Origin of the sequence: Stenotrophomonas sp. LGBM10, assembly GCF_046736075.1 — a bacterium.
Taxonomy (GTDB): domain Bacteria; phylum Pseudomonadota; class Gammaproteobacteria; order Xanthomonadales; family Xanthomonadaceae; genus Stenotrophomonas.
Genome location: NZ_CP177163.1, coordinates 3,461,682 through 3,487,636 on the forward strand (window position 1 = coordinate 3,461,682; position 25,955 = coordinate 3,487,636).

Consider the following 25,955-nt stretch of genomic DNA (forward strand, 5'->3'; position numbering starts at 1 on the left):
CCGTTTCCTTTCCGTTTGTTCCCGTGTGCGCCGGGATGACCTAGGTCAAGAGGCGCCCCACCGCAGTGCATAGGCTCTGCGCATCCCCTCCCTGGAGCGTCATCATGAAGTCGTCCCGCCTGTCGCGCGCCTGTGGTGCGCGCCTCTCCCAACCCCATCGCCGCGCCTTGTCGCTGGCCCTGGTGAATGCGCTTGCGGCCACCGGGCTGTCCGCAGTTGGCGCGCCCGGCATGGCCTTCGCCGATGGGTGCCAGCTGTACAGCGTCAACGGCCACATCTCCTGCCATCTCGACACCGCTGGCACGCCGGGCACCCCGGCCGGCAGCTCGGGCTCGGACCCGGTCTTCGACGACAAGAATGGCTACACCGGTGGTCCCGGCGGCGTGGCGGCGGACATCAATCTGCTCGTCGCGGGCAATCCCACGCTGTACGACTATTCGCAGTACGACAGCAAGGGCAACCTGCAGATCGCGTCCTCGCCGATCAATGCGGTCAGTGTGGGTGGTGCGGGCGCACAGGGATCCGACGCGACCGCCGGTGGCTTCGACAAGGTCGGTGGCAATGGCGGCCTGGGCAACAGCGGCGGCAACCTGGTCATCTCGATCGGTCCGCAGGTCACCGCCATGTCGCAGGATACGGTGAACGGCATCAGCGGCATCACCCTCATCTCCCTGGGCGGTGAAGGCGGCGCGGCCGGCAAGGGAAACATGAGCGGCGAGGACGGCATCTCCGGCGTCGGTGGGGCGGGCGGCAGCATCGGCGCGACCATCGACGGCTATACCAACTCGCGCAACCGCAGCGTGGTGGTCTCCAGCCAGGGCGGCAATGGTGGGCGCGGCCGTGATTACGGTACCGGCCTCAACTCCCAGGGTGCCGACGCCACCCAGGGGATTGGTGGCAACGGCGGCACCGTGACGGCCACCTTCGCCAATGCGGCCAACAACCCCAACAACGGTTTCATCGGCAGCACGGGTGTACTGGTGCAGAGCGTCGGCGGCAACGGAGGCAATGGCGGTACTGCCGAAGACGTGGACGGTTCGCAGGGCGGTAGTGGCGGGCTGGCCGGCAACGGCAGCGACGTCGTTGTCACCGTAGGCTCGAACGTCATCATGGTGGAGGGCGCCAACAGCGACGCCGCGCTGCGCGTGGTGTCGCAGGGGGGCGCCGGCGGGCAGGGCAGCAGTACCGGCGGTTCGGGCGGCAATGCCGGTGCGGGCGGCAATGCAGGCAACGTCAGCGTGACCATCGATGGCAGTGCGGGGGCCGGCGGCGAGATCGCGGCCAACGGCACCTATGCGCCAGGCCTGCTGGCACAGTCGCTGGGCGGCAATGGCGGCGACGGCGGCACACCGTCGCAGTATGTGATCGGTCCCAACGGCGGCTCGGGATCAAACGGGGGTACGGCAGGCACCGTGTCGGTAACCGGCACGGGTCTCAACGTGCGTACCGGGCTCTATGTGGATCCGTCGAACTACGAAGGATCGCCGGGCGTGCTGGCGCAGTCGATCGGCGGTGGCGGCGGTGCCGGCGGCGTCTCCAAAGGCGTGTTTGCGGTCGGCGGCGAGGGGGCCAACGGCGTCAACGGCAACACCGTGGGCGTGACCCTGCAGTCGAAGACGGAAACATTCGGCTTCGGTTCCGACGGCCTGGCCGCGCAGTCGATCGGTGGCGGCGGCGGCAAGGGCGGCGATGCCAGCGGTGACAGCGTTGGCCTGCAGTACGTGGTCGGCGGTTCGGCCGGTGGTGGTGGTGATGGCTACAGTGCGTCGCTGACCAGCCAGAAGGGCAGCACCGTCCTCACCCACGGCATGCATTCGCCGGGCCTGCTGGCACAGTCGATTGGCGGCGGCGGTGGCCAGGGTGGCTCGGCGTACAGCAAATCCAGGTCCGCCGGATTCGGTGCGTCGATGGCGGTCGGCGGCAGCGGCGGTGCCGGCGGCGACGCATGCGCTGCCAACTGCACCGGCACCCTTGCGGAGAACGATGGGCGCGTAAGTACCGACGGCTCGGACAGTTACGGCATCCTCGCCCAGTCGATCGGCGGTGGCGGTGGTGCCGGCGGTGCATCCACGGCCAAATCGCAGGTCTACGCGGCCGAGGATGTCAGCATCTCGCTGAGTGCGTCGCTCGGCGGCTCCGGTGGCCAGGCCGGCAGCGGCGGCCTGCTGACCGCCACCAACACCGGGCTCATCACCACCGGTGGGCAGGGGGCGGTGGGCATGCTGGCCCAATCGATCGGCGGCGGCGGCGGTGCAGGCGGCGACTCGTCGTCGGCCTCGACGGCCACCGGCGGCGAGTTCGATATCAGTGCCTCGATGGCGCTGGGTGGCAAGGGCGGAACGGCTGGCGACGGCGGTGCGGCCACCGGCACCAACACTGGCCTGGTGCTGACCACCGGCGAGTCTGCTGCGGGCATGCTCGTGCAGTCGGTCGGTGGCGGCGGCGGTGCCGGCGGCACGGGCGATGGCCAGGCGTCCGCCGATGGCGGCGAAACCAAGATATCCACCACGCTGACGATGGGCGGCACGGGTGGTGCGGGCGGCGACGGTTACGGCGCCACCGCCAACAACATCGGCGGTTCGATCATCACCCTCGGCGATGGTGCGTTCGGTATCGGCGCGCAGTCCATCGGCGGCGGCGGTGGGGCCGGTGGCGGTGCGGCCGGCTCTGCAAAAGGCGCATACGTGGCCACCGTGACGATGGGGGCCAACGGCGGCAAAGGGGGCAACACCTACCATATCGATGGCAACGGCAACGAAGTGGACGGCGTGTCGGTGCACAACGATGCTACCGCCACCATCGTGACCTTCGGTGCGGATGCCAATGGCATCGTCGCGCAGTCGATCGGCGGCGGCGGTGGCGTGGGCGGCAAGGCCGGTTCGAACATCGCGACCCGGAAGAACGACGGTGCCGGCGGCAATCGTGGCAGCAATGCCGCCAGCGCCACCAGCACGCTCGCCGCCGCCTACGACGCCAACGGCAGCGCGGCACTCAACAGCTACCTCGGCCTCAACAACGCGGTGGCCTTCACCAACAGTCTTCTCGCCGACAGTACCTCGCAGGTGGCGGCGGGGCCGTTCACTGCCGCGGTGGGCGATGACGACCTGGACGGCGATCTCAACGATGCGGCCGAATCCAAGGGGGAGACCGACGATGACAACCAGTCAAGCAGCATCCAGCTCTCGGTGGCGCTGGGTGCGTCCGGTGGCAGTGGCGGTTCGGCCGGTCTGGTGAACGTGCAGAACGACGGTGGCATCGCCACGCTCGGCAACCATTCCGACGCGATCCTGGCCCAGGCCATCGGTGGTGGCGGCGGCAAGGGCGGTGCAGCCAGCACCGCGTCCACCAATGACTACAGCGGCAATCTCTCCGTGGGCGGCTCGGGGGGTGGCGGTGGCTACGGCGGGCAGGTGATCGTCGGCAATACCGGTGCGATCTATACCAAGGGCTCGCTGGCGGCGGGCATCGTGGCCGAATCCATCGCCGGCGGCGGTGGCGTGGGCGGGGTGTCGGCCTCGTCGGTGACGTCGAGCAGCAGGAACTCGGGTGACGATGATGCCGACGACGGCGCATTCAAGTCGATCTCGCTCTCGGTCGGCGGCAATGGCGGCAGCAGCTTCGACGCGGGCCAGGTACGGGTGACCAGCAGCGGCGCGATCTCCACCGCCGCGCACGATGCCAGCGGCATCATCGCGCAGTCGATCACCGGTGGTGGCGGCATCGCCAAGACCCTTGCCAGTGATCTGGAAGGCGCCGGCGGCAGTGCCAGCGCCAAGGGTGGCAGCTATGACGTGCGGTTCAAGTTCGGTGGCAGCAGCGGCGAGTCGTCCGGTGGCAGTGGTCTGGTCAACGTGACCACCGCCACCGGCGGTGCCATCAGCACCAACGGCGACAACAGCTACGGCATTCTGGCGCAGTCGATCAGCGGCGGCGGCGGGCTGCAGTTGGGCGGTACGGCAAGCGGCAGCACCGTGGCTGACTTCTTCGGCTCGGGCAAGACCACCGGCAGCGTCAACAACGATGGGATCAACAGCCCCACCACCGGCAACAGCGGGATCTCGGTGGCGGTCGGCGCTGCGATCACCACCGCCGGTGCCAATGCCGTTGGCATGCTTGCGCAGTCCATCGGTGGCGGGGGCGGCGTGGCGGGCGGGAGCACCGGGCAGGCCAGCCTGGCGGCGGCACCCCAGTACTTCAGTGGCAGCCGCGATGCGTCGGGCAATGGCGGCGTGATAACCGCGAACGTCGCTACAGGCGGCGCGATCAGCACCACCGGCAACAATGCGCCGGGCATGGTCCTGCAGTCGCTGGGCGGCGGTGGCGGGCGTGTCATCACCGACGGCGCCCTCTACATGGGCACGGCGGGCGGCAGTGGTACGGGCGGCGCCATCACGGCCACCATCGATGGCTCGGTGTCCGCAATCGGGTCCGGCTCGGCCGGCATCGTCGCGCAGAGCATGGGCGACAGTGGTTCCAATGCCCCCATCAGCATCACCATCGGTGCGGCCGGCAAGGTCATCGCCGGCCAGAACGCGATAGTCACCTCGCCCAATGGCGGCTCGGCCGGCATCTACATCGACCACGGCGGCACCGGCAGGAACGACAGCAACGGGCACCCGGTGGTGAACACGGTCACCAACAATGGCACGCTCTACACCTACGGCGCGCAGACCAACGCCGTGGCGGTGTACAGCACCGCAGGCGATACCCAGGTGATCAACAACGGCACGATGGGGGGCGATGTGCTGCTCACCAATGGCGGCGGTACCGGCTGCTTCACCAACAACGGCCAGTTCGATGCCGGCAACAGCGTCACCGTAGGCACGTGCGGGGTGACCAACAACGGCGTGATGGATATCCGCGCAACGCCGCTCGCGGTGCAGGGCAACCTGCTCAACAACGCCGGCGGACGTATCGTGGTGGCCACCGACTTCTCCGGCAAGGCCGCCACACCGCTGACGGTAGACGGGGATGTCACCATCGCCGGGCAGGTCGACGTGCGCCCGACGCTGATGCGCAACACTACGGTCACCCTGGCCACGGCGACCGGCGCGCTGCGCCTGGACCCAACCCTGGCAGCGGTGCCCAACGCACACCTGTTCAACTACGCATTTGATACCGACGGGCAGAACCTGTACGTCACCCCGAGCGCCCTGTTCAGCGCGCAGGCCGCCGGCATGGGGGCGAACAAGCGCGCGGTGGGCAACAACCTGCAGTCGATCTTCGACAGTGGCGCGGCGATGGATACCGGCTTTACCCGGCTCAGCAGCGTGACCGACGGGGCCGCCTACGAGCGCAGCCTTGCGGCGATGTCGGGCAAGGCGCTCGGCGCGTTCGGTGCGTACCGCTTCAACAGCAGCCGCGACTTCGCGATGAATCTGTACGGTGGCTGCTCCAGTGCGCCGCTGGCCACGAAAAGCACCGACACCTGTGGCTGGGGCCGCGTGCTGGCCAATGGCTCGGAGCAGAAGGAAACCAACGATGCGCTTGGCTACCGCGTGGATGCATCGGCCGTGCAGGCCGGTGGGCAGTTGCAGCTCTCGCCGGACCTGGCGCTGACCGGTTCAATCGCCTATGAGAACAGCCGCCTGCGCGATGCCGATGGCAGCGCGCGCGTCAACGGCGATGCGCTGCTGGGGGGTGTGGGCCTGCTGTACGACGCAGGCCGGCTGGAACTGTCTGGCGGCGTGGATGCCGCGTCGGGCAAGTACCACTCCACCCGCGATGTCGCCGTGGCCGGCTTCGTTGACGAGGCCAAGGCGAGCCCGACGCAGTGGCAGGTGGGGGCTCACCTGCGTGCGGCGTACAGTATTCCGGTCGGCACTGAAGGGTTCGTGCGTCCCTTCCTGGAGGGCCATGCCATCCGGGTCGAGGACAAGGCATTCACCGAAGGCGGCGAGTCGCCGTTCCGGCTGGCGGTGGAAGGCAATGCGGACACCGCGCTGATCGGGGTGGCGGGGGTGGAGCTGGGCGACAGCATCCACCTGCGCAACGGAGTGACGCTGCGCCCGTTCGCCAGTGCCGCGGCCGAGTTCGGCAACAACCGCGACTGGACCACCACTGCCCGTTTCGCCGATCAGCCGCAGAGCGACAGTTTCGATGTGACCACGGCCGGGCCGGGAACGGTCGGCCGCTTCGCGGTCGGTGCGGACCTGCTGGGGTCCAATCATCTGAGCCTGTCGCTGCAGTATGTACAGGAAGTGGGCCACGGCTTTACGTCCAACACCGGCCTGGCGCGGGTGACCTACAGCTTCTGACCCCTCGCCGCGGGCAGTTCCCCGCGGCCATCGGCGCAGGCGCGCGTCACATCGGCGACCCCACCGGCACGTCGCGACGCGCATCCTGCATGGTCTTGACCGTGCGCCACCACGGGGTGAAGGACTGCGGCGCGTCCAGATCCATCCGGTCGCCCATGCCCGGCGTCGCCAGCGGAATCGCGCGCTGCGCGGCCAGTGCGCTGACCCGTTCGAACGGCTCGTCCCACTGGTGCATGGCCAGGTCGAACGTGCCGTTGTGGATCGGCAGCAGCCAGCGTCCGCGCAGGTCCTGGTGGGCCTGCACGGTCTGCTCGGGCTGCATGTGCACGAACGGCCACTTGGCGTCGTAGGCGCCGGTTTCGATGAAGGTGACATCGAACGGCCCGTAGCGTTCGCCGATGCGCTTGAAGCCGTCGAAGTAGCCGGTGTCGCCACTGAAGAACAGCCGCAGGTTCTCGTCCAGGATCACCCAGGACGCCCACAGCGTGCGGTTGGCATCGCGCAGCCCGCGCCCGGAGAAGTGCTGCGCCGGGGTGGCGACAAAGCGCACGCCATCGACGTCGATCTGCTCCCACCAGTCGAGCTGGTGCACGCGTTCGCGCGGAACGCCCCAGGCGATCAGGCGATCACCAACGCCGAGCGGGGTCAGGAACACGTCCGCGCGGGTGGCCAGGTGCTTGATGGTGGCGCGGTCGAGGTGGTCGTAGTGGTCGTGCGAGAGCACCACGCCGCGGATCGGCGGCAGGTCCTTCAGCGCGATCGGCGGCGCATGGAAGCGCTTGGGCCCCATCCACTGCACCGGCGAGGCGCGCTTGGAGAACACCGGGTCGGTCAACCACCAGCCACCACGCAGCTTGATCAGCAACGTCGAATGGCCGAGCCGGTAGAGGCTGTGGTCGGGGGCGGCGGCCAGCTCCTGCGCGCTCACCGCGCGCACCGGGGGCGCGTGCGGCGGGGTGGTGCCGGCCGGGCGGTCGAACAGGAATTCCCACAGCAGTTTGAGCGTGCCGCCCACGGTTTCCTTGGGCTTGGGGGCGGTATTGGTGAACTGGCCGTCAGTCATCTGCGGCGAGCGGTCATGGGCGGCGATAGGCACGTGCAGGGTCCAGAAGAGAAGGGAGGAAGCAGCAAACACAACGGCGAGGACAGGCAGGACTCTCATGCGGGTCTCGATATATGAGTGTGTAGGCACTCATTAAATGGGCGGAAAAACAGGTCATCGCTGGATGCCTTTCCAGAACAGGTCGAACGCGGCCTGCTGCAGCGCCTGGCGCTGCTCGGGCTGGGCGGCCATCGCCTCCAGCGTGGTTTCCAGCAGGCTGATCAGCACCCGGCCGAGGTAGAACGGCAGGCGGTCGGCGTCGATGTGGCGGGCCAGGTTGGTTTCCAGCGCCTGCAGCATGCCGCCGAACAGGCCTTCGCAATGGGCACGGGTCGGGGCGCTGATGCGCTCGGAGACCTTGAGCTGGCGCAGCGCCATGCGATCCACCGGATGCGCCGCGCCCCAGGCCACCAGCGCATTCCAGACATGCTGCAACTGGTCGTGGGCATCGGCATCGGCGGGGAAGGTGTCGCCGATGGCGGCTGCCAGCCGCATTTCCAGGCGCACGAACAGCGCGTTGAGCAGCGCGTCCTTGGTCTCGAAGTAGGTGAACACCGTGCCTTCGGCGACCTTGGCCGCGCGCGCGATCTGCGCGGTGGACGCGCCCACGCCCTGCGCAGCCACCAGCGCGCCGGCGGCGGCCAGGATGGCGTCTCGTTTCGCTTCGCTGAGGGGACGGGCCATGAGGATCGGTAAGTGAGTGCTTGCTCATTTAACGGCACGGTGGCGGTCCGCGCAAGCCGATACCGCGTTCCGCTGCGCCGCCGTTCATACTGAGCGGTGCCCCGTACGGAATGCACGTTGGATGGACACCGGTTCGATCATCACCCTGCTGACGCCGCGCCTGCGCCTGCGCGCCCAGACCCTGGACGACTTCCCGGCCTACGCGGCCTTTCTTGCCTCCCCGCGGTCGGGCGGCGTGGGTGGGCCTTACGATGAACGCGGCGCCTGGGGGCTGTTCTGCCACGACCTGGCCAACTGGCACTTCTTCGGCCACGGCGCGTTGATGATCGAGCACCGCGACAGCGGCGCCTGCATCGGCCAGGTCGGCATCAACCACGGCCCGCTGTTTCCTGAAAAGGAACTGGGCTGGCTGCTCTACGCCGGGCAGGAGGGCCAGGGCTACGCCACCGAAGCCGCCACGGCGCTGCGGGACTGGGCGTTCGGCACGTTGGGGCTGGACACCCTGGTCAGCTACATGAGTCCCCGCAATGCAGCCTCCGCGCGGGTCGCGCAGCGCATGGGGGCCGTGCGCGATGATGCTGCGCCGCGGGCGGACCCGACGGATCTGGTCTTCCGCCACCAGCGCTGACCGCGTGGATTGTCATGCGCGGCCGTCGGGTCTATAAGGCGGGTTGGACCTCTCCGCAGAGACCTGCCATGCCGGCCCGATCGCCCGTGCCCCCTGGATCAGATGCGCCCCGCCTGCTTTCCGGTGGCAATCCGCAGATCGCCAAAGGCGACGGCGATGCGCCCGTGCAGGCGTACATCGCGGCCATGCCCGGTTGGAAACGCGCGGTTGGCGCACGCCTGGATGCGCTGATCGTGGCCGCCGTTCCCGGCGTGCACAAGGCAGTGAAGTGGAATTCGCCGCTGTATGGCCAGCCGGGCGACGGCTGGTTCCTCAGCCTGCATTGCTTCACCGGCTACATCAAGGTGGCCTTCTTCCGCGGCCTGTCGCTGCAGCCGGTGCCCCCGGTGGCGTCGCGCAGCCAGGACACCCGCTACCTGCACATCGAGGAACACGTGCCGCTGGATGAAGCGCAGTTCACGCGCTGGGTGCAGCAGGCCAGCGGCCTGCCCGGCGAGCGCATGTAACACGTCGTTGTTCTCTTGCCCCGTTGACCGATTGCCAGGAGCCGACCATGACCCCGCGTACCGCCCCCGCCACGCCTGCCGCCGACCCCGGCCCCTCCGCTGCCCAGCAGATCGACGCGAAGATCGCCGCCCTCGACGACTGGCGCGGCGTGGTGCTGGCCCGCATCCGCACGATCATCCACGCGGCCGATCCGCAGGTCGTGGAAACCGTGAAGTGGCGTGGCGTGCCGGTGTGGGAGCACGACGGCATCCTGTGCACCGGCGAAACGTACAAGGCGGCGGTGAAGATGACCTTCGCCAAGGGCGCGGCGTTGCCGGACCCCACCGGCCTGTTCAATGCAAGCCTGGACGGCAACACCCGCCGTGCCATCGACGTGCATGAGGGCGACAAACTCAATGCGACGGCACTGAAGGCACTGATCCGCGCGGCGGTGGCGTTGAACGCGTCGAAAACGCGCGCGCCGGCGAAGAAGGCCGCCAGAAAGGTCTGACCCGCGGCGAGGCCAGCGCAGCACGCCGCGCCCTGGAGCCGGCCGGCCGGATCGGCCACCATGTCGGACTGCACGCGCGTCGCCGACGGCGGCCGTGCGCCTGTCCCCCACGGTTTTCCAGGAATTGCCTGTGCTGAGTTTGGTTGCGTTGGTGCTGTCGTTGTATGTGGTCTGGCGGTTGGTGTGGCCCTTGCGTATCCCACTCTGGGCACGCGGTGTGTTGGCGCTGCTGGTGGTGGCGATGGGGCTGCACCATCGCATCGTGGCAACGTTCGCCGGCACGATGGCATCCCCAGAGATTCCGGGCCCGCTCATCGTCGTGCTTGCCACCGGCTTCATCGCGCTGCTGCTGGGCGCGCTCGCGCTGCTGCTGCTTGATGGCCTGCTGCTTGGCGCACGGCTGCTGCGGCGTCCGCAGGCGGTGGCCGCGCTGCGCCGTCCCTGGCTGCGTCCGGCAGCCGGTGCGGTGGCGCTGCTGCTGTCGGCGTATGGCATCCAGCAGGGCATCGCGGTGCCGAAGACGCGCCAGATCGAGGTCGCCATCGTCGGCCTGCCGGCGCAGTTCGATGGCTACCGGCTGCTGCAGTTGACCGACCTCCATGCCAGCCGCCTGCTCACCGGTGAGTGGGTCGCCAAGGTGGTAGCGCGCAGCAATGCGCTGGCACCGGACCTGGTGGTGATCACCGGCGATCTGGTCGATGGCACCGTGGCGGCGCGTGCCGACGACGTCCGTCCGCTGGGCCAGCTGCACGCGCCCGATGGCGTCATCGCCATTACCGGCAACCATGAGTACTACGCCGATCATGCCGCCTGGATGCACACCTTCCGCGACATGGGCATGCAGGTGCTGGAGAACAGCCACACGCAGATCCGGCGCAACGGGGCCACGTTGACGGTGGCCGGTGTCACCGATCCGGTCGCCACCCGCTACGACCTGCCGATGCCGGACCTCGATGCAGCGCTGGCGGGCGCCGATCGCGCCGCGCCGGTGATCCTGCTCGATCATCGACCGCGCGAAGCGCGCGCCCATGCCGCGCGCGGGGTGGCCCTGCAGTTGTCCGGGCATACGCACGGCGGCCATATCGTGGGCATGGACCAGCTGGTCAAGCGTGCCAACGGCGGCTTCGTCTCCGGCCGTTACGCGGTGGACGGCATGACGCTGTACGTCAGCAACGGTGCGGGCCTGTGGCCGGGCTTCGCGGCGCGCATCGGCGTGCCCTCGGAGATCACCCTGATCACGCTGCGCAGTGCCCGGCAGCCGTAGACCGGCGCTGCCGGCACGCACGCTATAGTCGGCCCTGGCGGCGAGCTGCCGCGTGGCGGAGGTCCACTGCATGCTGAGTCAGGTTGCCATCGGGCTGGTGGCGTTCAATCTGGTTGTGTCGCTCTACGCATGGCGCCGGCTGAAAGGGTCGGCACGCCGTCGCGTGGGAATGGTGGCCATCGTCTGGTTGCTGCCGGTGTTCGGTGCGCTGCTGGGGGTGCTGATCACCTTCATGGACCGCACGCCGGGCCAGCCTACGCGCAGCAGCGGCAGCACCACGCAGGACCCGCCGGACGGTGCCTATCCGTACTCGTACACCAGCAGCGATGCGGCTGGCACGGGCTGGAGTGGCGGCTGCGACAGTGGCGACAGCGGTGGTGGTGGCGGCGATGGGGGTGGTTGCGACGGGGGCGGCGGCGGCGACTGAGCCGCTAGGCCGACTGCGGCACTGCGTCGCCGCGCGTGGCATCGGTCAGGTCCGGGGCCAGCGCATGCGCGACCGCCATCCGCAGCAGGGTCGGGCCGACGTAGCGGCGATGTACGCCATCGATCAGCAGCATGTAGAACCGGCCGAACCGGTTCAGGGTACGCACCCGTGTGCCGAGCGCGATCCGCGCGCTGCCGTCGTCCAGGTACTGCACGCTGACGCAGGAACGGAACTGCAGATGGCGGTCGTCGGCACCGAGCATGACCTCGGCGCGCTGGTCGTCGGCCGCGACGGCCTGGGCCAGCACGGGGAAGCGGCCGGCGAACAGGTCGCGGCGATCCTCCGACAGCAGCGAGGACACCGGGCAGCCGAGCGGCGAGGTGCGCAACCGCAACGGTGCCACCAGCACATTGCGCAGGGCCATCAGGCGACCCACCGACGCCGGCGGGTTGCGCACGAACCCCTCCAGCACGGCTTCCAGCAGGCGGCGCGCGGAGGGCGTACCGGCTACGCGCGGCGGCAGGGTGAGGGTGGCATGATCCTGGTGCTGGCAGCCGTCGCGGAAGGCCTCGCGCAGCAGGGAGTCGGCCGGCGGCGCCAGGTGGGTCGACACCGCCATCGGCGCGGCAGAGCGGGTCACGTAGCCGCGCACGGGACGCAGCCGCCGCAGCCATGCCCGCAGCCTGCCGGCCGCATCGCGGGTGGCGGTGCACAGGCGCGCCAGCCCCGCGCGTGACGGACGCTGCAGTGACAGCGCCACCCGCGGCACGCAGTCCATATCGAGCTGGTCCAGCAGACGCTGCAGGGCCGGTGGCAGGGTGTCGGTAAGCGTGGGAAGGTCGGCACTGCCGTCCGCAACGCGCGCGCGCTGCGCCTCGGACAGCGCGCCGCTGCGGTCGTCGGGATGGCAGGACAGCGCGAACAGCGCCGGGTGCGGCGAGGCTCGACTCACGAACTGATGCCAGGTGGCACTGCCGAAGCGCACGGTGAACAGACAGTCCGGCGGAATGTCCACGCAGCGCAGCGCCTGCACGAACGCGGTTGGATCCTGCTCCAGCTGGGCGTCCGATGCGGTCGAGAAGCGCAGCTGCGCGCCGCCGCTGCCGGAGATCGCGGTGAACATGCGTGTCCCGGCGTGGCGGTGAAAGGGGTGCCCCTGCGGGCCCACCGCGAAGGCGTACAGCGACGACGCATCGCCGTGCGCCAGGTGCATGCCGCCAAGGCGGGTGGACGGCTCGTCGAGCGCGTCGACGAAGTGCGGATGCGCTGCCTGCCGAGCGCCCGCGTCGCGCACCGCCTGGTCGCCGGCACCGATGCCGAACTGGGTGATCAGGGTGACTTCGACAGGGCTGCCATCGCCGAAGGAGGGCAGGTGGATGCTGGGAAACGAACGACTGCGAAGGCTCACGTCCAGCATGCCGGTCTCCTTATCCGGTGGTGGTCTTGCGCCGCGCGCGGGCGCGGCTTTCGCGCTGCAGGGGGCCGCCGACGGGACACACCTCGGCCGCCCAGGCGAACAGGGTGTTGGCCAGGCGGTCGGGCACCTGGCGGAAGTACACGAACTGGCCGCGCTTTTCCCGCTCGATCAGGCCGGCGTCCTCGAGGATGCGCAGGTGGCTGGACAGGGCCGGCTTGCTGAAATCGAAGCGCTCGCCCAGTTCGCCCGCACTCAGCTCGCCGCCATTGAGGTAGGCGAGGATCTGGCGGCGGGCGGTGGAGGCGAGGGCTTCGAAGATGCGGTCCATGACCATCAATTAACTAATTCGTTAACTGATGGTGTTCCGCCCCGTTGCCGATGTCAAGCGCCCATCGTCACCACACGGTCATCTGCAGCGCTTACCTTGCGCCGCACTTCAGGGGTGGGGGCGGCACGTGGCCGAGCAGGCAAGGGGGCGACTGGCACGCATGTTCGTCGAACACGCGCCATTGCTGCGTGGTTTCTTCACCCGCCGTGGTGCGCGCCAGGATGCAGAGGACCTGGTGCAGGAAACCTATCTGCGCCTGCTGCGTGCGCACGAGGGGCCGGGCGAGGCCATTGCCAACCCGGAAGCCTATCTGTTCACCGTGGCGCTGAACCTGTCCCGCGAGCAGGCCGCGCGCCGTCGCTGGTCCACAGTGCCCATTGAAGACCTCGAGCAGCTCCGCCAGGGCGTGGCGGGGGAGGAAAGCGTGGAAGATGCCGCCGAACGCGAGCAGCGCAGCCAGCACCTGCAGCGCCTGCTGGCCACGCTGCCCGAGCACACCCGGGCGGTGCTGGTGATGCAGTACCGCGATGGGTTGAGCTACAAGCAGATCGCCGAACGGCTTGGGGTCTCGCCGCACATGGTCAAGAAGCACGTCGTGCGTGGTCTGTCGGTCTGCCGGCGGGCGCTGATGGACCGCGCGGAGGCCTCGTGAGCGACACTGCGACCGATCCCGCCGCGCTCACCCGCATCGCCGCACACTGGCATGCATTGCAGCGCCAGGGCGAGTTGAGCCCCGCCCAGCAGCGTGCCTTCCTGCAGTGGGTGGTGGCCTCGCCCGCGCACCTGCGCGAGTACCTGGCGATCAGCCGCGTTGCCGGTGCGCTGGGCGATGCGCTGCGGGCGATGCCAATCGACCTGGATGCGCTGATTGCCGCACCGCCGCCGCCGTCCGCGACCGACAACGTGGTGCCGCTGCCCGTGGCGACGCGACGACTGCCGCCGGCCGCAGCGAGCGCGGCGCCACGCCGCCGTCGTGTGCCGGGCCTGGCCGTGGCCGCCGCGCTGCTGCTGGGCATCGGCCTGGCCCTGCCGCTGGCCTTCCCGACCACCGCGCACCACGTCGCCGGCCACGGCGCACCGCGCCGCATCACGCTGCCCGACCAGACCGTGCTGCACCTCAATGCGGAGAGCGAGGTGGCGGTGCGTTACACGCTGCTGGGGCGACGGCTGGAGCTGGTGCGCGGGCAGGCCAGCGTGGAGGTCGCCGCCGACCGCCGTCCGTTCGTGGTGCACGCCGCCGGACTGCAGGTGACCGATATCGGCACCACGTTCGACGTATCGCTGCAGCGCGAGCAGGCCCGCATCGGCGTCAGCGAAGGCCGCGTGCAGGTACGCGGCGACAGCGGCCGCCTGCTGGCGGACCTCGGTGCCGGCCAGGCCGCGCGCGTGGACTACCGCGACCAGCGCGTGCAGCTCAGCCGCGAAGATGCCGCCAGCATCACGGCGTGGTGGCAGGGCCGCATCGTGTTCCGCGACGAACCACTGCGCGAGGTGGCCGACCGCTTCAACCGCATCAACCACATGCAGCTGCAGGTGGCCGACGACGCCGGTGCGCTGCGCCTGACCGGCAACCTGCGCGCCGACGACGTGGCCTCGCTGCGCGCGTTCCTCGACCAGCAGCCCACGCTGCGCACGCATGTAGTCGGCAACGCCCTGCATGTGCAGGGCAGTGCGGCAACGGTGCGGTAAGCCGCTGCATCGCTGTCAAAAAAAATTCATCGAAATAGCGGTGCCCGACTGCCGCTGTGCGCCGTCGTAGTCCAGGCATGCAGGCACGCACTGGCGTCCTGCCCACCCGATTCCCTCACTGGACTCCACGATGCGCCGAACCCTGTTCCTCTCCATCGCCCTTGCCCTGCAGGTGGGTACCCACGTCGCCGCAGCGACGCCCAGCCGCACCGCCAGCGAAGCGATCGCGCCGCAGCCGCTGGACAGCGCGCTGAACGCACTGTCCCGCCAGACCGGGCTGCAGTTCGTGTACAACGCGCAGGTGGCCGGCAACCCGCGCACCCCGGCAGTGCAGGCTGGATTGTCCGCCGACGCGGCGTTGACCCGCCTGCTGGCCGGCACCGGCCTGCGCTTCCGCTACCTCAACGCCACCACGGTCACCATCGAAGCCGACGCCGTCAGCGAGCCGGTGTCGTCGCTGCCTGCGGCACTGCCGGATGGCGCGACGGCGGCCAGCGCCGCGCCGATGGCAGCGGTTGCCGAAGGCATTGGCGCGCAGAATCTCGATACCGTCCAGGTCACCGGCAGCTACAGCCGCAGCCTGGAACAGGCGGTGGACCTCAAGCGCACCAACATCGGTTTCTCCGATTCCATCGTGGCCACCGACGTGGCCGACTTTCCCGAGCAGAACCTGGCCGAAGCGCTGCAGCGCGTTCCCGGCGTGACCATCGAACGCAGCAAGGGTCTGGGCACCAAGGTCAACGTACGTGGCCTGCCGTCGGAGTACACGCTGGTGTCGATCAACGATCTGGCCACGGCATCCGGCAGCGGTGGCCGCGACGTGGAATTCGACATGTTCGCCTCGGAGATCCTGCAACAGGTCACCGTGCAGAAGTCGCCGACCGCGGCCGATGAAGAGGGCGGCATCGCCGGGTCGGTGAAGATCTCCACCGCGCGCCCGTTCGACTACAAGGAACGCAAGCTGGTGCTGTCCGCCGAGGGGGCGCACAACAGCATCTCCGAAGAAGTGGACCCGCGCTTCGCGTTCCTGGCCGCCGATACCTGGGGCGACTGGGGTGGCCTGGTGTCGTTCTCCACGGCAAAGCGAACCAACCGCACCGACGCCACCTCCGGCATCAACTTCCGCCCGATGTCGCGGTTCCTCGGTGCCTCCGGCACCCGCGGCACCCAGGCCGCCGCCGTGCTGGCACGTGACGCGGGGGTGAATGTGGCCAACCGCAACGATACCGGCGAAACCAACCTGATCGTTTTCCAGGACAAGGTCGGCGACCGCGTCTACCTCAACGAACAGGACAAGTGGGGCGCTACCGCCTCGCTGCAGTACAAGCCCAGCAGCACCTTCAGCCTGACCTTCGACGCCATGCTCGGCGGCTACGACGCCACCGAGGACGAGTACGACGCCGCGGCCTATTCGGCGTCCAGCCGCAGCACCCTGGACACCATCCACGCCTACGACGCCACCACGCTGGCCGAGTACGGGATGGTGGTGCTGCGCGATGTTTCCTACACCGCCACCCAGCACGAGATGCTGAGCAAGGAGCGCATCAACAAGACCGACTACAGCCAGTACAGCGTGGCGCTGGACTGGAAGGGCGACGACTGGAGCATCGATGCGATGGCCGGCTACTCCGGTGCGGAGAAGACCTCGGACGTCTCCAACCTCAAGCATGTGGCCTATGCGCCGTCGCGCACGCGCTGGACCGGACGCAGCGGCGAGACCATCCCGAGCGCGGCCTCCAACGGCTTCGACATGTACAACTCGCCGGACAAGTATCTGTTCGAGGCGTATGAGACCACGCTGGAGAAAGTGAAGGACGACAAGTACGCCGCGCAGGTCAACCTCAGCCGTCAGCTGGAGCTGGCCTTCCTGCCGGCCCTGCGCCGGGTGAGCGTCGGCGCGCGCTACACCGACAAGTCCAAGCAGCGCCAATACGGCGAGCTGAAGATCACCGGGCCCAAGGCAGGCGACAGCAGCTGGGTCAACAAGCGCACCCTGGCCGACAGCCCGCTGCAGTGGATCAGCGATATCGTCCCCGGCGGCCGCTACACCATCAAGGACCTGGACTGGCAGCAGGTGTCCAACGCCTACGCGCGCGACGCGTTCCGCTATGACGGTTTCCACACCCCGTTCGATCCGGGCCAGTACTACCAGGTGGATGAGAAGGTCACCAGCCTGTATGCCATGACCGACTTCGCCTTCGACATCGGCACCGTGCCGGTGACCGCCAACGCGGGCGTGCGCTACGTGGATACCGCAGTGACCTCGTTCGGCTTCCACCCCATCCAGAAGCCGGATGGCAGCACCGGCTACACCGACACGCCGGTGTCCAGGGACGGCAGCTACAACGACCTGCTGCCGAGCTTCAACATGACCGCTGAGCTGGCGCATGGCCTGCTGCTGCGTGCGGCCGCGTCCAAGACCATGATGCGCCCGGCGTTGACCGACATCGCCTACAAGCGCACCGCCAGCTGGAGCTCGTTCCGCTTCACCGACGGCAATCCGGACCTGAAGCCGACCTACGCCAAGCAGTGGGAAGCGGGGCTGGAGAAGTACTTCGACAACGGCGCGCTGCTGGCTACCTCGTACTTCCGCAAGAACATCGACGGCGTGGTGATCAACGCCTTCACCGGCGTCGTGCCCGACGTGGCGGTGTACAACGCCAACGGGACGCTCAACGGCATCTACGACTTCGATGTGTATCAGCCGGTCAATGCCAAGGGCGCCTACCAGGTGGACGGTGTGGAGCTGGTCGCACAGCTGCCGCTGGGCATGTTCCACCCGCTGCTGGAAGGCTTTGGCGTCAACGCCAACTACACCCTGCTGGACAGTTCGCTGGCCGGCGAATCCTCGCTCGGCATCCGCACGCCGATGCCCGGCCTGTCGGAGAAGACCTGGAACCTCACCGCCTACTACGAGAACCGTCGTTTCGATGCCCGGGTGTCCTACAACCACAAGGACGAGTACGTGGAATCGATCGGCTATGACATGTACCCGATCTGGCGCGATGCCTATGGCCAGCTGGATGTCTCGATCGGGTACCGGATCACCGACAACATCAAGGTCAGCCTGAAGGGCATCAACCTGACCAATGAGATCACCAGCGGCTACACGATGGACCCCTCGTTCCCGACCATGTACGAAGCGTCGGGCCGCCGCATCAGCCTGGGCCTGCGCGCCGACTTCTGATCCATCGACGGGCCTGGCCGCACCGCAGCCAGGCCCGTCATCGCCACAGGACACTTCGACATGCGCGACACCCTTCTGCTGGCGGCCCTGATGGCTGCCAGCACGGCAGCAGCTGCCTCTGACCCCGCCGACGACGGCCGCCAATGGTTGGCCGGCGACCACCACGTCCACAGCGAGTGGAGCGTGGATTGGGACCGCAGCACCACGCCGCCGACGCCGATCCGCGGCGGTGACTCCGCCTACACCCGCAGCCGCAACGCGGCCCAGGCGCGTGCGTTCGGGCTGCGCTGGATGGTACACACCGACCACGGTGGCCCCGGCCATTCCGTGGTTACGCGCGACCATGCCTATCCCGCGCTGCTGCAGGCCAGGGCCGATGTGCCCGACCTGATCCAGTTCAACGGCATGGAATTCGACGTGCCGGCCGGTGAGCACGCCTCGCTGATCATCGCGCCCGGGCCGCAGGAGCGTGACCAGTTGGTCGCCATCGAACGCGATTACAGCAGGGGAGAGCCGCTGCAGGACGGCAGCCGCGACACGCACCAGCACATGCTGGATGCGTTGGCGCACATGCAGGGGCTGTCGCCGCAGCCGGTGCTGGTGATCAACCATCCGTCGCGCACCGCGACGGGCGTGGGCCAGTGGGGCGAGGTGGAGCCGGCCGAGCTGCACGCCTGGCACGCTGCGGCGCCGCAGGTACTGGTGGGCATGGAAGGCGCGCCGGGGCACCAGGCGACCCGCACCGAACGCGGGCTGTACCGCAACACCGCCGCGCCCACCTTTGGCGGCTTCGACCAGATGACCGCACAGGTGGGCGGGGTGTGGGACCAGATGCTGGCTGCGGGAACGCGCTTCTGGATCACCGCAAGTTCGGATTCGCACGTGAATGTGCGCGACGGCGGCAGCGATTTCGATCCGGGCGAGTACAGCAAAACCTATGTGTGGGCGCGACCGGAAGCCGAGGACATTCTCGATGGCCTGCGCGGCGGGCGCCTGTTCGTGACCACAGGCGATCTCATCGACGCGCTCGAACTGACCGTGCAGCCCGTCGACGGCAGTGCAGCGCCGGCGCACATGGGCGGGACGCTGCGCCTGGCCCCGGATGCGCGGATGCGGGTGCAGCTGCGCGTGCGCCAGCCGGAGGCGCCGAACGCCGCCGGCCAGCACCCGGTGCTGCGGCAGCTGGAACTGATCGTGGGCGGCACCGACAGCCAGGGCGCGCCACGCATGCGTGCGCGGCACTTCACCGCTGCCGACTGGCAACGCGACGGCACCTGGTACAGCGCCTCCTGGGAGCTCGCCGCACCGCCCACCGGCGGCTTCGTGCGCGCCCGCGGCAGCAGCACGGCCGAGCCGACACCGCTGGCCGACAGCAAGGGCGAGGACCCGTGGCAGGACCTGTGGTTCTACGCCAACCCGGTGTTCATCCAGACCCGGTGATGTGAAGGGCAAGGCAGCGTCCCTGCACGGCGTGGTCACCGGCCGGCACGGACGCTGTCCCTCCCTTCCTGCGTGGAACCGCCATGACCACCCTGACCCTGCACGACCTGGCCAAGAAGATGACCGGCATCGACTTCACGCTGCTGCAGACCCATACCGACAGCGGCGACATCGCCGGCCGTCCGATGAGCAACAACGGCGATGTCGACTACGACGGCGACAGTTGGTTCTTCTCGCTGGAAGACACCGATGCGGTGCGCCAGATCCAGCGCAATCCGAAGGTGGCGCTGAGCTTCACCGGAAAGAAGTCGCTGCTCGGCAAGCCGCCGCTGTTCGTGGCGGTGCAGGGCAGGGCGGCGCTGGTGCGCGACAAGGCCGCCCTGCAGCAGCATTGGGTGAAGGATCTGGACCACTGGTTCGAACAGGGCGTGGATACGCCCGGCCTGCTGCTGATCCATGTCGCCGCCACGCGCATCCACTATTGGGACGGTGAAGACGAGGGCGAGATCCTGCGCTGAGGGACGCCGCGATGCCCCGCCAACCGTCGGCGCCGGTGGTCCGGGTCGGGTGCGCCGGCTGGTCCATCCCGACCCGCGACGCCGCGCTGTTCGGGGCGGGCGACAGCCTGCTTGCGCGATACGCCACGCGCTTCAGCGTGGTGGAAATCAACTCCTCGTTCTACCGGTCCCACCAGCGCCGCACGTACGAGCGCTGGGCAGCCACGGTGCCGGCGCACTTCCGCTTCTCGGTGAAGATGCCGCGCACGGTGTCGCATGACGCGGGCCTGGTCGGCGTGGGCCCGTTGCTGGACCGTTTCCTCGATGAGGTGGCCGGCCTGGGCCCCCATCTGGGTGCGTTGCTGCTGCAGTTGCCGCCGTCGCTGAGCTTCGATGCGCGCCGCGTGTCCGCCTTCCTGCGCGCGCTGCGGCGGCGTACGGATGTGCCGGTGGTCTGCGAGCCGCGTCATGCCAGCTGGTTCGATCCGCGGGCCGATGCGTTGCTGCAGCGGCACGGGGTGGCACGCGCGGCGGTGGATCCCGCCCTGCATCCGCAGGCGGCCGTGCCCGGGGGCGCGCCCACGCCGGCCTACTGGCGCTGGCACGGCTCACCCCGCATGTACTACAGCGACTACCCCGAGGCCGCCCTGGCGGCGTTGGCCGCCGGGGTGCAACGCCATCTGCCTGCACATGCGCCGGCGTGGGTCATTTTCGACAACACCGCGCACGGCTTCGCCGTGCCCAATGCGGCACGGCTGCAGGTGCTGCTGGCCGGCACGGGCAGCGCGGGCGGCCGCGCGGGGTGAAGGGCGCGCGGCGATGCTGCTGTACGATGCGCGGGTCCCACGCCGTCACGCGCGTCCTGCGCGGTCCGTTCCCGACCGCCCGCTTCGCTCCATTCCCTGAGTGCCGCTTCCCCCTTGGAGGCCGCATTCACCGTACCCCTACGGAGCGCATATGCCGGGCTATACCACCCGCATCCTCACCATTCCGGTCGGCGGCCACGACTTCCGCATCCGCGCGCTCAGCGATCTGCAGCAGTTTGCCGACCCCACCGGCCGCGCCCAGCGCGCGGGCATCCACTCCTCGCTGTGGAGCCTGTTCGGGCAGGTCTGGCCTGCCGGGCGCGTGCTGGCCGAGACCATGAGCCGCGTCGATATTGCCGGCAAGCGCATCCTCGAACTGGGCTGCGGCCTGGGGCTGTCCAGCCTGGTGCTGGCGCACCGCGGTGCCAACGTGGTCGCCAGCGACCACCATCCCCTGGCCGAGTCGTTCCTGGCCTACAACGCCGGCCTCAACGATCTTCCCGCGATCCACTACCGCGACCTGCCCTGGGAACTGCCGGATACGACGCTGGGCCGGTTCGACCTGATCATCGGCAGCGATGTGCTGTACGAACGCGGACACGGCGTGCAGATCGCCGCGATGATGGAACGCCATGCACAGCCGGAGGCCGAGCTGTTGCTTACCGACCCGGGGCGCGGCAACACCGGCGGCTTCTCGCGCGCGATGGCGTTGCAGGGCTATGCGGCCAGTGAGGAATTCGGCCTGTTCGATGACGAGGGCAATGCGCCCGGTCGTGGGCGGCTGCTGCGCTATACCCGCCACGCCGGCAACGCGGTGGCCGCGGTCTGAACCGGTCGGCGGCACGTCGCGGACGACGCGCCGCCGCCTGCATCGCGCATCAGGCAGGCTGCAGCGCCGAGCGCAAGGTTGCCACTTCCTGCAGCCATTCCTCGGCGCTGTCGCTCTCTTCCCACAGTTGGCGCAGCTCCGAGTCATCGGCGAGGATGCGTTCGATTGCCTTCAGTGCGTCCTTGACCAGCGCGGCATCGATGGCCGGCTTGACCTTGGCAACCCAGGCCACGGCATCCTCGTCGGCCGTGAACGCCGCCGTGGGGCGGCCGAGCCCGGCGGCGATGATCTCGATCGCGGCCAGCGCCTTGGACGCCTCCGGCGCCTCCACGTAGTCCTCGGCACCGAGCACGTCGGCGAGTGCTTCGCGAACCAGGGCGAGGCCGCTGTGATCGTCCAGATCGCACACCCAGTCGGCGGCGTCGTCGTTGCCGAAGGAATCGGCGGCCCATGCACCCATGTCACTGCTCCTGTCGGGCGGGTGCCCGTTGTGGGGATCGGTTGATCCCGTGGTACCTCCGTGCCCGTGAGGGCGACCCGCGGGAATGGTCGCATCCGCACCGCCCGGAAGGGAAGCGCGCGACCTCGACACGGCGTGCAGGCCCGATACCGTAGGCTCGCCAGCCATGACCCCCGCAGTGAAGCCCCATCACATGCCTGATGCCGAACCGATCGTCGTGGGCGCACCCGCCGCAGCGCCTGCCGGCCGCACCCGCTCGATGCTGATCGCCGGCCTGTCCACGGTAGTGGAGTGGTATGACTTCACGCTGTATCTGTACCTAGCCACCGTGGTGTCGCGGGTGTTCTTCGGCGGCGGCGAGCATGCACTGCTGGCCACCCTGGCCGGGTTTGCCGTGTCCTACCTGATGCGCCCGCTGGGGGCGTTGTGCTTTGGCCACCTTGGCGACCGGTTCGGTCGGCGCGTGATGATGCTGGCCTCGATGCTGCTGATGACCGTGGCGATGCTGGCCACCGCACTGCTGCCCACGTTCGCCACGCTGGGCAGCACGGCCGGGGTGCTGTTGCTGCTGCTGCGCTGCCTGATGGCGTTCTCGGTCGGTGGCGAGTACACCGGCGTGGTCGCCTACCTGCTGGAATCCGCGCCGCCGCGGCGGCGCGGGCTGATCACCTCGCTGGCGTCGGCCGCCAGTGAAGTCGGGGCATTGCTGGCGGTGGGACTGTCGGCGCTGACCGTTGCGCTGCTGACAACGGCACAACTGGATGCCTGGGGCTGGCGTATTCCGTTCTTCGTGGGGGCCGCGCTCGCCGGTGCGATCCTGCTGGCGCGCTCGAGGATGCAGGAATCGCCGGAGTTCGAACGGCAACAGGCGGCCGGCACCGTGCCGGTCACCCCGATCCGCGATACCTGGCGGCACCATCGTGCTGCGGTGGCGCGCACCTTCGCGATTTCCGCGCTCGGTTCGATCACCTACTACGTCGGCATCACCTACGTGCCGGCGTTCCTCGGCTCGGTGGGCAAGGTCGGCGAATCGACGGCGTTGTGGCTGTCCACGGTGGCAGCGGTGGCGGTGATCGCGGTGACGCCGTTGGCGGGTGCGCTGTCGGACCGGATCGGACGGCGCCCCGTGCTGATCGCATTGGCGGTGCTGTCGGCGCTGCTGCCGCTGGGCATGTTCGCGGCGATGGCCGCGGGCAGCACCGTACAGATCGGTATCGCCGCCGTGGTGCTGGCGTGCCTGGCCGGGGGCGTCAGTGCGGTCGCCGCCCCGGCGACCGCTGAACAGTTTCCCGGCGAAGGCCGCCTCAGTGGGCTGGCGCTGGGGGTGACGATGGCAACGGCGTTCTTCGGCGGTGCCACGCCACTGGTTGCCGAACTGCTGGTCCGGCACAGCGGATGGTCCGCTGCGCCGGGCGCGATGATCGCGCTGGTGGCCGTGCTGGTGCTGCCGGTGATGTGGACGCTGCGCGAGACGCGCCCTCAGAACTTCCAGCGCAGGCTGGCCGAGACGAAGCGCGGCTCACCGTAGTTGTTGTAGTCCAGGTTGGCCCAGTAGGTCTTGTCCAGCGCGTTGCGCACGCTGAGGGTGGCCATCCAGTTGTCGCTGATGCGGTAGTTGGCGTTGAGATTGACCAGCATGTAGGCCGGCTGGTTGATCGTGACGGTGCCGCCCAGCGGGTACGGGATGTTGTAGCCGCGGACCTTGCTCTGCCACGAGAACCCGCCGCCCAGGCTCAGCCGCTCCAGCACGCCGGACAACTGCACGGTGGTGTTGAGCTGCAGGAAATCTTCGGGCAGGTTGGCGTAGATCAGGTCGGTGGTCGCACGGGTCACCTTGACGTGGGTGTAGCCGGCATTGACCGTCCAGCCTGGCAGGATCTGGCCGTTGACGTCCACTTCCCAGCCGCGCGATTTGGTGCCGTTCACGCCCACGTAGGCCGAACTGCCATCGCTGAGCGAACCGTCCGGCTGGGTCATGTCGCGCACCGCGTAGTTGTCCTGCTTGGCCTCGAAGATCGCCGCGTTGGCGGTCAGGCGGCCATCGAACCACTGCGACTTGATGCCCGCTTCCAGGTTGGAACCCTGCACCGGCGCGAGCAGGTTCTCATTCCTGTCCTTGAAGTTCTGCGGATTGAAGATCTCGGTGTAGCTGGCATAGACCGACAGTTCCGGCAGGACCTCGTACACCAGGCCCACATACGGCGTGACCTCGTCGGTGACCTTGTACTGGCCGCTGGTGGCGGTATAGACGCCGCGCGTGTTGTAGGCGCGGGTCAGGGTTTCCCAGCGGCTCAGTCGCGCGCCGGCGATCAGCGACAGCGGGTCGGTCAGGCGCAGGCGGGTGGACGCGTATACGCCGCTCTGCGTGGTGCGCTGCACGCGGCGGGCGCCGGTGCGGGTGGCGGTCAGCTCGGGGATGTCGCCGTCCCACGTGTACAGGTTGGGGATGTCGTAGCGCCAGGTGTTGACCGGGGTGAGCGTCCAGGTGGTCGATTCCAGGTCCGACCAGCTGCCACCCACCACCACATCGTGCTCGCGGCCGAACAGCGCGAAGCTGCCCGACAGGAACACGTCCACACCGTTGCGGGTGTCCTCGGCATCGCCCGCACCGGCCATCAGGGTCACGCCGCTGCCGGTGGTGGGATCGGGATAGCCGCTGCCGTACACGCGCACGTTCTGCACGTTGCCTTCGGTGTGCGCGGCATTGACCTTCAGCAACCAGTTTTCACCGAAGCGCTGCTCCAGATTGGCGAACGCGGTGCTGGTCTCGCGCTGCCAGCGCGTCCACTTCGGGGCCATGTTGGTTTCGCGCGGCAGGTGGGCGAAGCTGCCGTCGCTGTTGAAGAACGGCACCGTGCCCCAGGTCGATCCGACCGGGTTGTTGTCCTGGCGCTGGTAGCCCAGGGTGACGGTGGTGCTGTCGGTGAGGTCGCCTTCCAGCACCGCCATCCCGGACATTTTGTCTTCGGTGTAGCGGTCGTAGTAGTAGTCGCGGTCCTGGTAGGCGGCGACCACGCGGCTGCGGAAGCGGCCATCGGCGGTCAGAGGCGCGTTGACGTCCGCTTCCATGCGGCGGAAGTCCCAGCTGCCGGCACTGACCGCGAACGACGCATCGAACTCGCGGCCGGGGCGCTTGCGCAGCAGGTTGACCGTGGCCGAGGGAATGCCGGCGCCGCTGAGCAGGCCGTTGGCGCCGCGGATGACCTCGATGCGGTCGTAGAACGCGGTGTCGTATTCCTGGTTGGTGGACCCGCTGTAGGTGGGCAGGCCATCGACCTGGAAGTCAGTGATGGTGAAACCACGTGCGTAGTACAGCGGGCGCTGCGTGTCGTAGAAAGACACGTTGACGCCGGTGATGTTTCGCATCACATCGTTGATGCTGTACAGCGACTCGCTCTGCAGGCGCTCCAGACCGATCACGCTGGTCGACTGCGGGGTCTCCTGCAGCGTGATGGCCAGGCGCGTGGTGCTTGACGGCGTGGCCTTGCCGGCCAATACGCGGACCTTGTCCAGGGTCTTGGCGTCGGCGTTGCCGGTGGCATCGGTGGCGGCGTCGGCCAGCGCCAGCGACGGGGTCATCGACAGCGCGGCAAGCAGGGCCAGGCCCAGCGGTGCACGGCGGGGGGAGCGGAGCGGACGGTCACGGAAGGACATGCAGGGGTCTCGAATCGGTCTCGGGAGAGGGGCAGCACAGCGGCCCGACGCGACAGCGCCAGGCGACAGGTCCTTCTGGAGGGGGGGCGCCGGCAAGGCGCCGGCCGCTGGTGCCGTGGAGCGTTCAGCGGGGCAGACGGCAGTCCGTTGAGACCGTCCAGCACCCGCACCGGCAAGGCAGCGGGTGCAAATGTAAAGCGTTCTCATTCGCTTTACAAACCCTTAACGCACCGCGAGGGCTTCGCGCGTGGGAAACCGGACGCTTCCAGGAGGCGCCAGTGGCCCCGAC

General features: G+C 68.8%; 20 protein-coding genes. 14 read left to right on the forward strand and 6 right to left on the reverse strand.

Features of this window, described 5'->3' with window-relative positions; all coding sequences use genetic code 11:
• Positions 1 to 104: 104 nt before the first annotated feature.
• On the forward strand, positions 105 to 6,257 hold the full coding sequence (locus ACLB90_RS15110; RefSeq protein ID WP_411850228.1) for a hypothetical protein: 6,153 nt from the start codon (positions 105 to 107) through the stop codon (positions 6,255 to 6,257).
• A gap of 46 nt (positions 6,258 to 6,303) precedes the next feature.
• Here the strand turns inward: ACLB90_RS15110 and ACLB90_RS15115 are convergent, their stop codons facing one another.
• Positions 6,304 to 7,419: an MBL fold metallo-hydrolase gene (locus ACLB90_RS15115; protein WP_411850229.1), complete on the reverse strand. Its 1,116-nt coding sequence runs from the start codon at positions 7,417 to 7,419 to the stop codon at positions 6,304 to 6,306.
• A gap of 54 nt (positions 7,420 to 7,473) precedes the next feature.
• Entirely contained in the window at positions 7,474 to 8,043 is a 570-nt protein-coding gene (locus ACLB90_RS15120; RefSeq protein ID WP_411850230.1) for a TetR/AcrR family transcriptional regulator, read from the reverse strand.
• A gap of 121 nt (positions 8,044 to 8,164) precedes the next feature.
• On the opposite strand from ACLB90_RS15120, the gene ACLB90_RS15125 reads away from it, so the two are divergent.
• The 5 genes from ACLB90_RS15125 (at position 8,165) to ACLB90_RS15145 (ending at position 11,359) form a co-directional block, all read left to right on the forward strand.
• Entirely contained in the window at positions 8,165 to 8,671 is a 507-nt protein-coding gene (locus tag ACLB90_RS15125; RefSeq protein ID WP_411850231.1) for a GNAT family N-acetyltransferase, read from the forward strand.
• Positions 8,672 to 8,739: 68 nt separating this feature from the next.
• Positions 8,740 to 9,177, forward strand: coding sequence for a DUF1801 domain-containing protein (locus ACLB90_RS15130; protein WP_411850232.1), 438 nt, complete (start codon positions 8,740 to 8,742; stop codon positions 9,175 to 9,177).
• A 47-nt stretch (positions 9,178 to 9,224) separates the two neighbouring features.
• Entirely contained in the window at positions 9,225 to 9,668 is a 444-nt protein-coding gene (locus ACLB90_RS15135; RefSeq protein ID WP_411850233.1) for a DUF1801 domain-containing protein, read from the forward strand.
• Between the two features lie 196 nt (positions 9,669 to 9,864).
• Complete coding sequence (locus ACLB90_RS15140) at positions 9,865 to 10,932, forward strand: metallophosphoesterase (RefSeq protein WP_411852771.1); 1,068 nt, start codon at positions 9,865 to 9,867, stop codon at positions 10,930 to 10,932.
• A gap of 70 nt (positions 10,933 to 11,002) precedes the next feature.
• Positions 11,003 to 11,359, forward strand: coding sequence for a hypothetical protein (locus tag ACLB90_RS15145; RefSeq protein WP_411850234.1), 357 nt, complete (start codon positions 11,003 to 11,005; stop codon positions 11,357 to 11,359).
• 4 nt (positions 11,360 to 11,363) lie between these two features.
• On the opposite strand, the gene ACLB90_RS15150 is transcribed toward ACLB90_RS15145, so the two are convergent.
• On the reverse strand, positions 11,364 to 12,776 hold the full coding sequence (locus ACLB90_RS15150) for a DUF2867 domain-containing protein (RefSeq protein WP_411850235.1): 1,413 nt from the start codon (positions 12,774 to 12,776) through the stop codon (positions 11,364 to 11,366).
• Positions 12,777 to 12,786: 10 nt separating this feature from the next.
• Positions 12,787 to 13,110: a metalloregulator ArsR/SmtB family transcription factor gene (locus ACLB90_RS15155; RefSeq protein ID WP_411850236.1), complete on the reverse strand. Its 324-nt coding sequence runs from the start codon at positions 13,108 to 13,110 to the stop codon at positions 12,787 to 12,789.
• 154 nt (positions 13,111 to 13,264) lie between these two features.
• Here ACLB90_RS15155 and ACLB90_RS15160 point away from each other — a divergent pair, with 154 nt between their 5' ends.
• From ACLB90_RS15160 to ACLB90_RS15190, 7 genes are all read left to right on the forward strand, one after another.
• Complete coding sequence (locus tag ACLB90_RS15160) at positions 13,265 to 13,756, forward strand: RNA polymerase sigma factor (RefSeq protein ID WP_411850237.1); 492 nt, start codon at positions 13,265 to 13,267, stop codon at positions 13,754 to 13,756.
• Complete coding sequence (locus ACLB90_RS15165) at positions 13,753 to 14,793, forward strand: FecR family protein (RefSeq protein ID WP_411850238.1); 1,041 nt, start codon at positions 13,753 to 13,755, stop codon at positions 14,791 to 14,793. The genes ACLB90_RS15160 and ACLB90_RS15165 overlap by 4 nt, the downstream gene beginning before the upstream one ends.
• A gap of 130 nt (positions 14,794 to 14,923) precedes the next feature.
• The gene (locus tag ACLB90_RS15170; protein ID WP_411850239.1) at positions 14,924 to 17,980 is read left to right on the forward strand and encodes a TonB-dependent receptor; all 3,057 of its coding nucleotides are present in this window, start codon (positions 14,924 to 14,926) and stop codon (positions 17,978 to 17,980) included.
• Between the two features lie 60 nt (positions 17,981 to 18,040).
• A complete protein-coding gene (locus ACLB90_RS15175; protein ID WP_411850240.1) occupies positions 18,041 to 19,420 on the forward strand; it encodes a hypothetical protein in 1,380 nt (459 codons plus the stop codon).
• Between the two features lie 83 nt (positions 19,421 to 19,503).
• Positions 19,504 to 19,938 carry a pyridoxamine 5'-phosphate oxidase family protein gene (locus ACLB90_RS15180; protein WP_411850241.1) on the forward strand — a complete coding sequence of 145 codons (435 nt, stop codon included), beginning with the start codon at positions 19,504 to 19,506 and terminating at the stop codon, positions 19,936 to 19,938.
• Between the two features lie 11 nt (positions 19,939 to 19,949).
• On the forward strand, positions 19,950 to 20,723 hold the full coding sequence (locus ACLB90_RS15185; RefSeq protein WP_411850242.1) for a DUF72 domain-containing protein: 774 nt from the start codon (positions 19,950 to 19,952) through the stop codon (positions 20,721 to 20,723).
• Positions 20,724 to 20,874: 151 nt separating this feature from the next.
• On the forward strand, positions 20,875 to 21,552 hold the full coding sequence (locus ACLB90_RS15190) for a class I SAM-dependent methyltransferase (RefSeq protein ID WP_411850243.1): 678 nt from the start codon (positions 20,875 to 20,877) through the stop codon (positions 21,550 to 21,552).
• Positions 21,553 to 21,601: 49 nt separating this feature from the next.
• Here ACLB90_RS15190 and ACLB90_RS15195 read toward each other — a convergent pair whose 3' ends face one another.
• Positions 21,602 to 22,012 carry a DUF4259 domain-containing protein gene (locus tag ACLB90_RS15195; protein WP_411850244.1) on the reverse strand — a complete coding sequence of 137 codons (411 nt, stop codon included), beginning with the start codon at positions 22,010 to 22,012 and terminating at the stop codon, positions 21,602 to 21,604.
• Positions 22,013 to 22,205: 193 nt separating this feature from the next.
• Between ACLB90_RS15195 and ACLB90_RS15200 the strand changes: the two genes are divergently transcribed.
• A complete protein-coding gene (locus tag ACLB90_RS15200) occupies positions 22,206 to 23,540 on the forward strand; it encodes an MFS transporter (RefSeq protein ID WP_411850245.1) in 1,335 nt (444 codons plus the stop codon).
• Here the strand turns inward: ACLB90_RS15200 and ACLB90_RS15205 are convergent.
• Positions 23,492 to 25,666, reverse strand: a complete 2,175-nt coding sequence (locus ACLB90_RS15205) for a TonB-dependent siderophore receptor (RefSeq protein ID WP_411850246.1) — start codon at positions 25,664 to 25,666, stop codon at positions 23,492 to 23,494. The genes ACLB90_RS15200 and ACLB90_RS15205 overlap by 49 nt on opposite strands.
• Positions 25,667 to 25,955 lie beyond the last annotated feature (289 nt).

Bases quoted from the DNA above. Each gene is read 5' to 3' on its own strand.
- ACLB90_RS15110 (WP_411850228.1), top strand. From the start codon at position 105: ATGAAGTCGTCCCGCCTGTCGCGCGCCTGTGGTGCGCGCCTCTCCCAA.
- ACLB90_RS15115 (WP_411850229.1), bottom strand. From the start codon at position 7,419: ATGAGAGTCCTGCCTGTCCTCGCCGTTGTGTTTGCTGCTTCCTCCCTT.
- ACLB90_RS15120 (WP_411850230.1), bottom strand. From the start codon at position 8,043: ATGGCCCGTCCCCTCAGCGAAGCGAAACGAGACGCCATCCTGGCCGCC.
- ACLB90_RS15125 (WP_411850231.1), top strand. From the start codon at position 8,165: ATGGACACCGGTTCGATCATCACCCTGCTGACGCCGCGCCTGCGCCTG.
- ACLB90_RS15130 (WP_411850232.1), top strand. From the start codon at position 8,740: ATGCCGGCCCGATCGCCCGTGCCCCCTGGATCAGATGCGCCCCGCCTG.
- ACLB90_RS15135 (WP_411850233.1), top strand. From the start codon at position 9,225: ATGACCCCGCGTACCGCCCCCGCCACGCCTGCCGCCGACCCCGGCCCC.
- ACLB90_RS15145 (WP_411850234.1), top strand. From the start codon at position 11,003: ATGCTGAGTCAGGTTGCCATCGGGCTGGTGGCGTTCAATCTGGTTGTG.
- ACLB90_RS15150 (WP_411850235.1), bottom strand. From the start codon at position 12,776: ATGCTGGACGTGAGCCTTCGCAGTCGTTCGTTTCCCAGCATCCACCTG.
- ACLB90_RS15155 (WP_411850236.1), bottom strand. From the start codon at position 13,110: ATGGTCATGGACCGCATCTTCGAAGCCCTCGCCTCCACCGCCCGCCGC.
- ACLB90_RS15160 (WP_411850237.1), top strand. From the start codon at position 13,265: ATGTTCGTCGAACACGCGCCATTGCTGCGTGGTTTCTTCACCCGCCGT.
- ACLB90_RS15170 (WP_411850239.1), top strand. From the start codon at position 14,924: ATGCGCCGAACCCTGTTCCTCTCCATCGCCCTTGCCCTGCAGGTGGGT.
- ACLB90_RS15175 (WP_411850240.1), top strand. From the start codon at position 18,041: ATGCGCGACACCCTTCTGCTGGCGGCCCTGATGGCTGCCAGCACGGCA.
- ACLB90_RS15180 (WP_411850241.1), top strand. From the start codon at position 19,504: ATGACCACCCTGACCCTGCACGACCTGGCCAAGAAGATGACCGGCATC.
- ACLB90_RS15185 (WP_411850242.1), top strand. From the start codon at position 19,950: ATGCCCCGCCAACCGTCGGCGCCGGTGGTCCGGGTCGGGTGCGCCGGC.
- ACLB90_RS15190 (WP_411850243.1), top strand. From the start codon at position 20,875: ATGCCGGGCTATACCACCCGCATCCTCACCATTCCGGTCGGCGGCCAC.
- ACLB90_RS15195 (WP_411850244.1), bottom strand. From the start codon at position 22,012: ATGGGTGCATGGGCCGCCGATTCCTTCGGCAACGACGACGCCGCCGAC.
- ACLB90_RS15200 (WP_411850245.1), top strand. From the start codon at position 22,206: ATGCCTGATGCCGAACCGATCGTCGTGGGCGCACCCGCCGCAGCGCCT.
- ACLB90_RS15205 (WP_411850246.1), bottom strand. From the start codon at position 25,666: ATGTCCTTCCGTGACCGTCCGCTCCGCTCCCCCCGCCGTGCACCGCTG.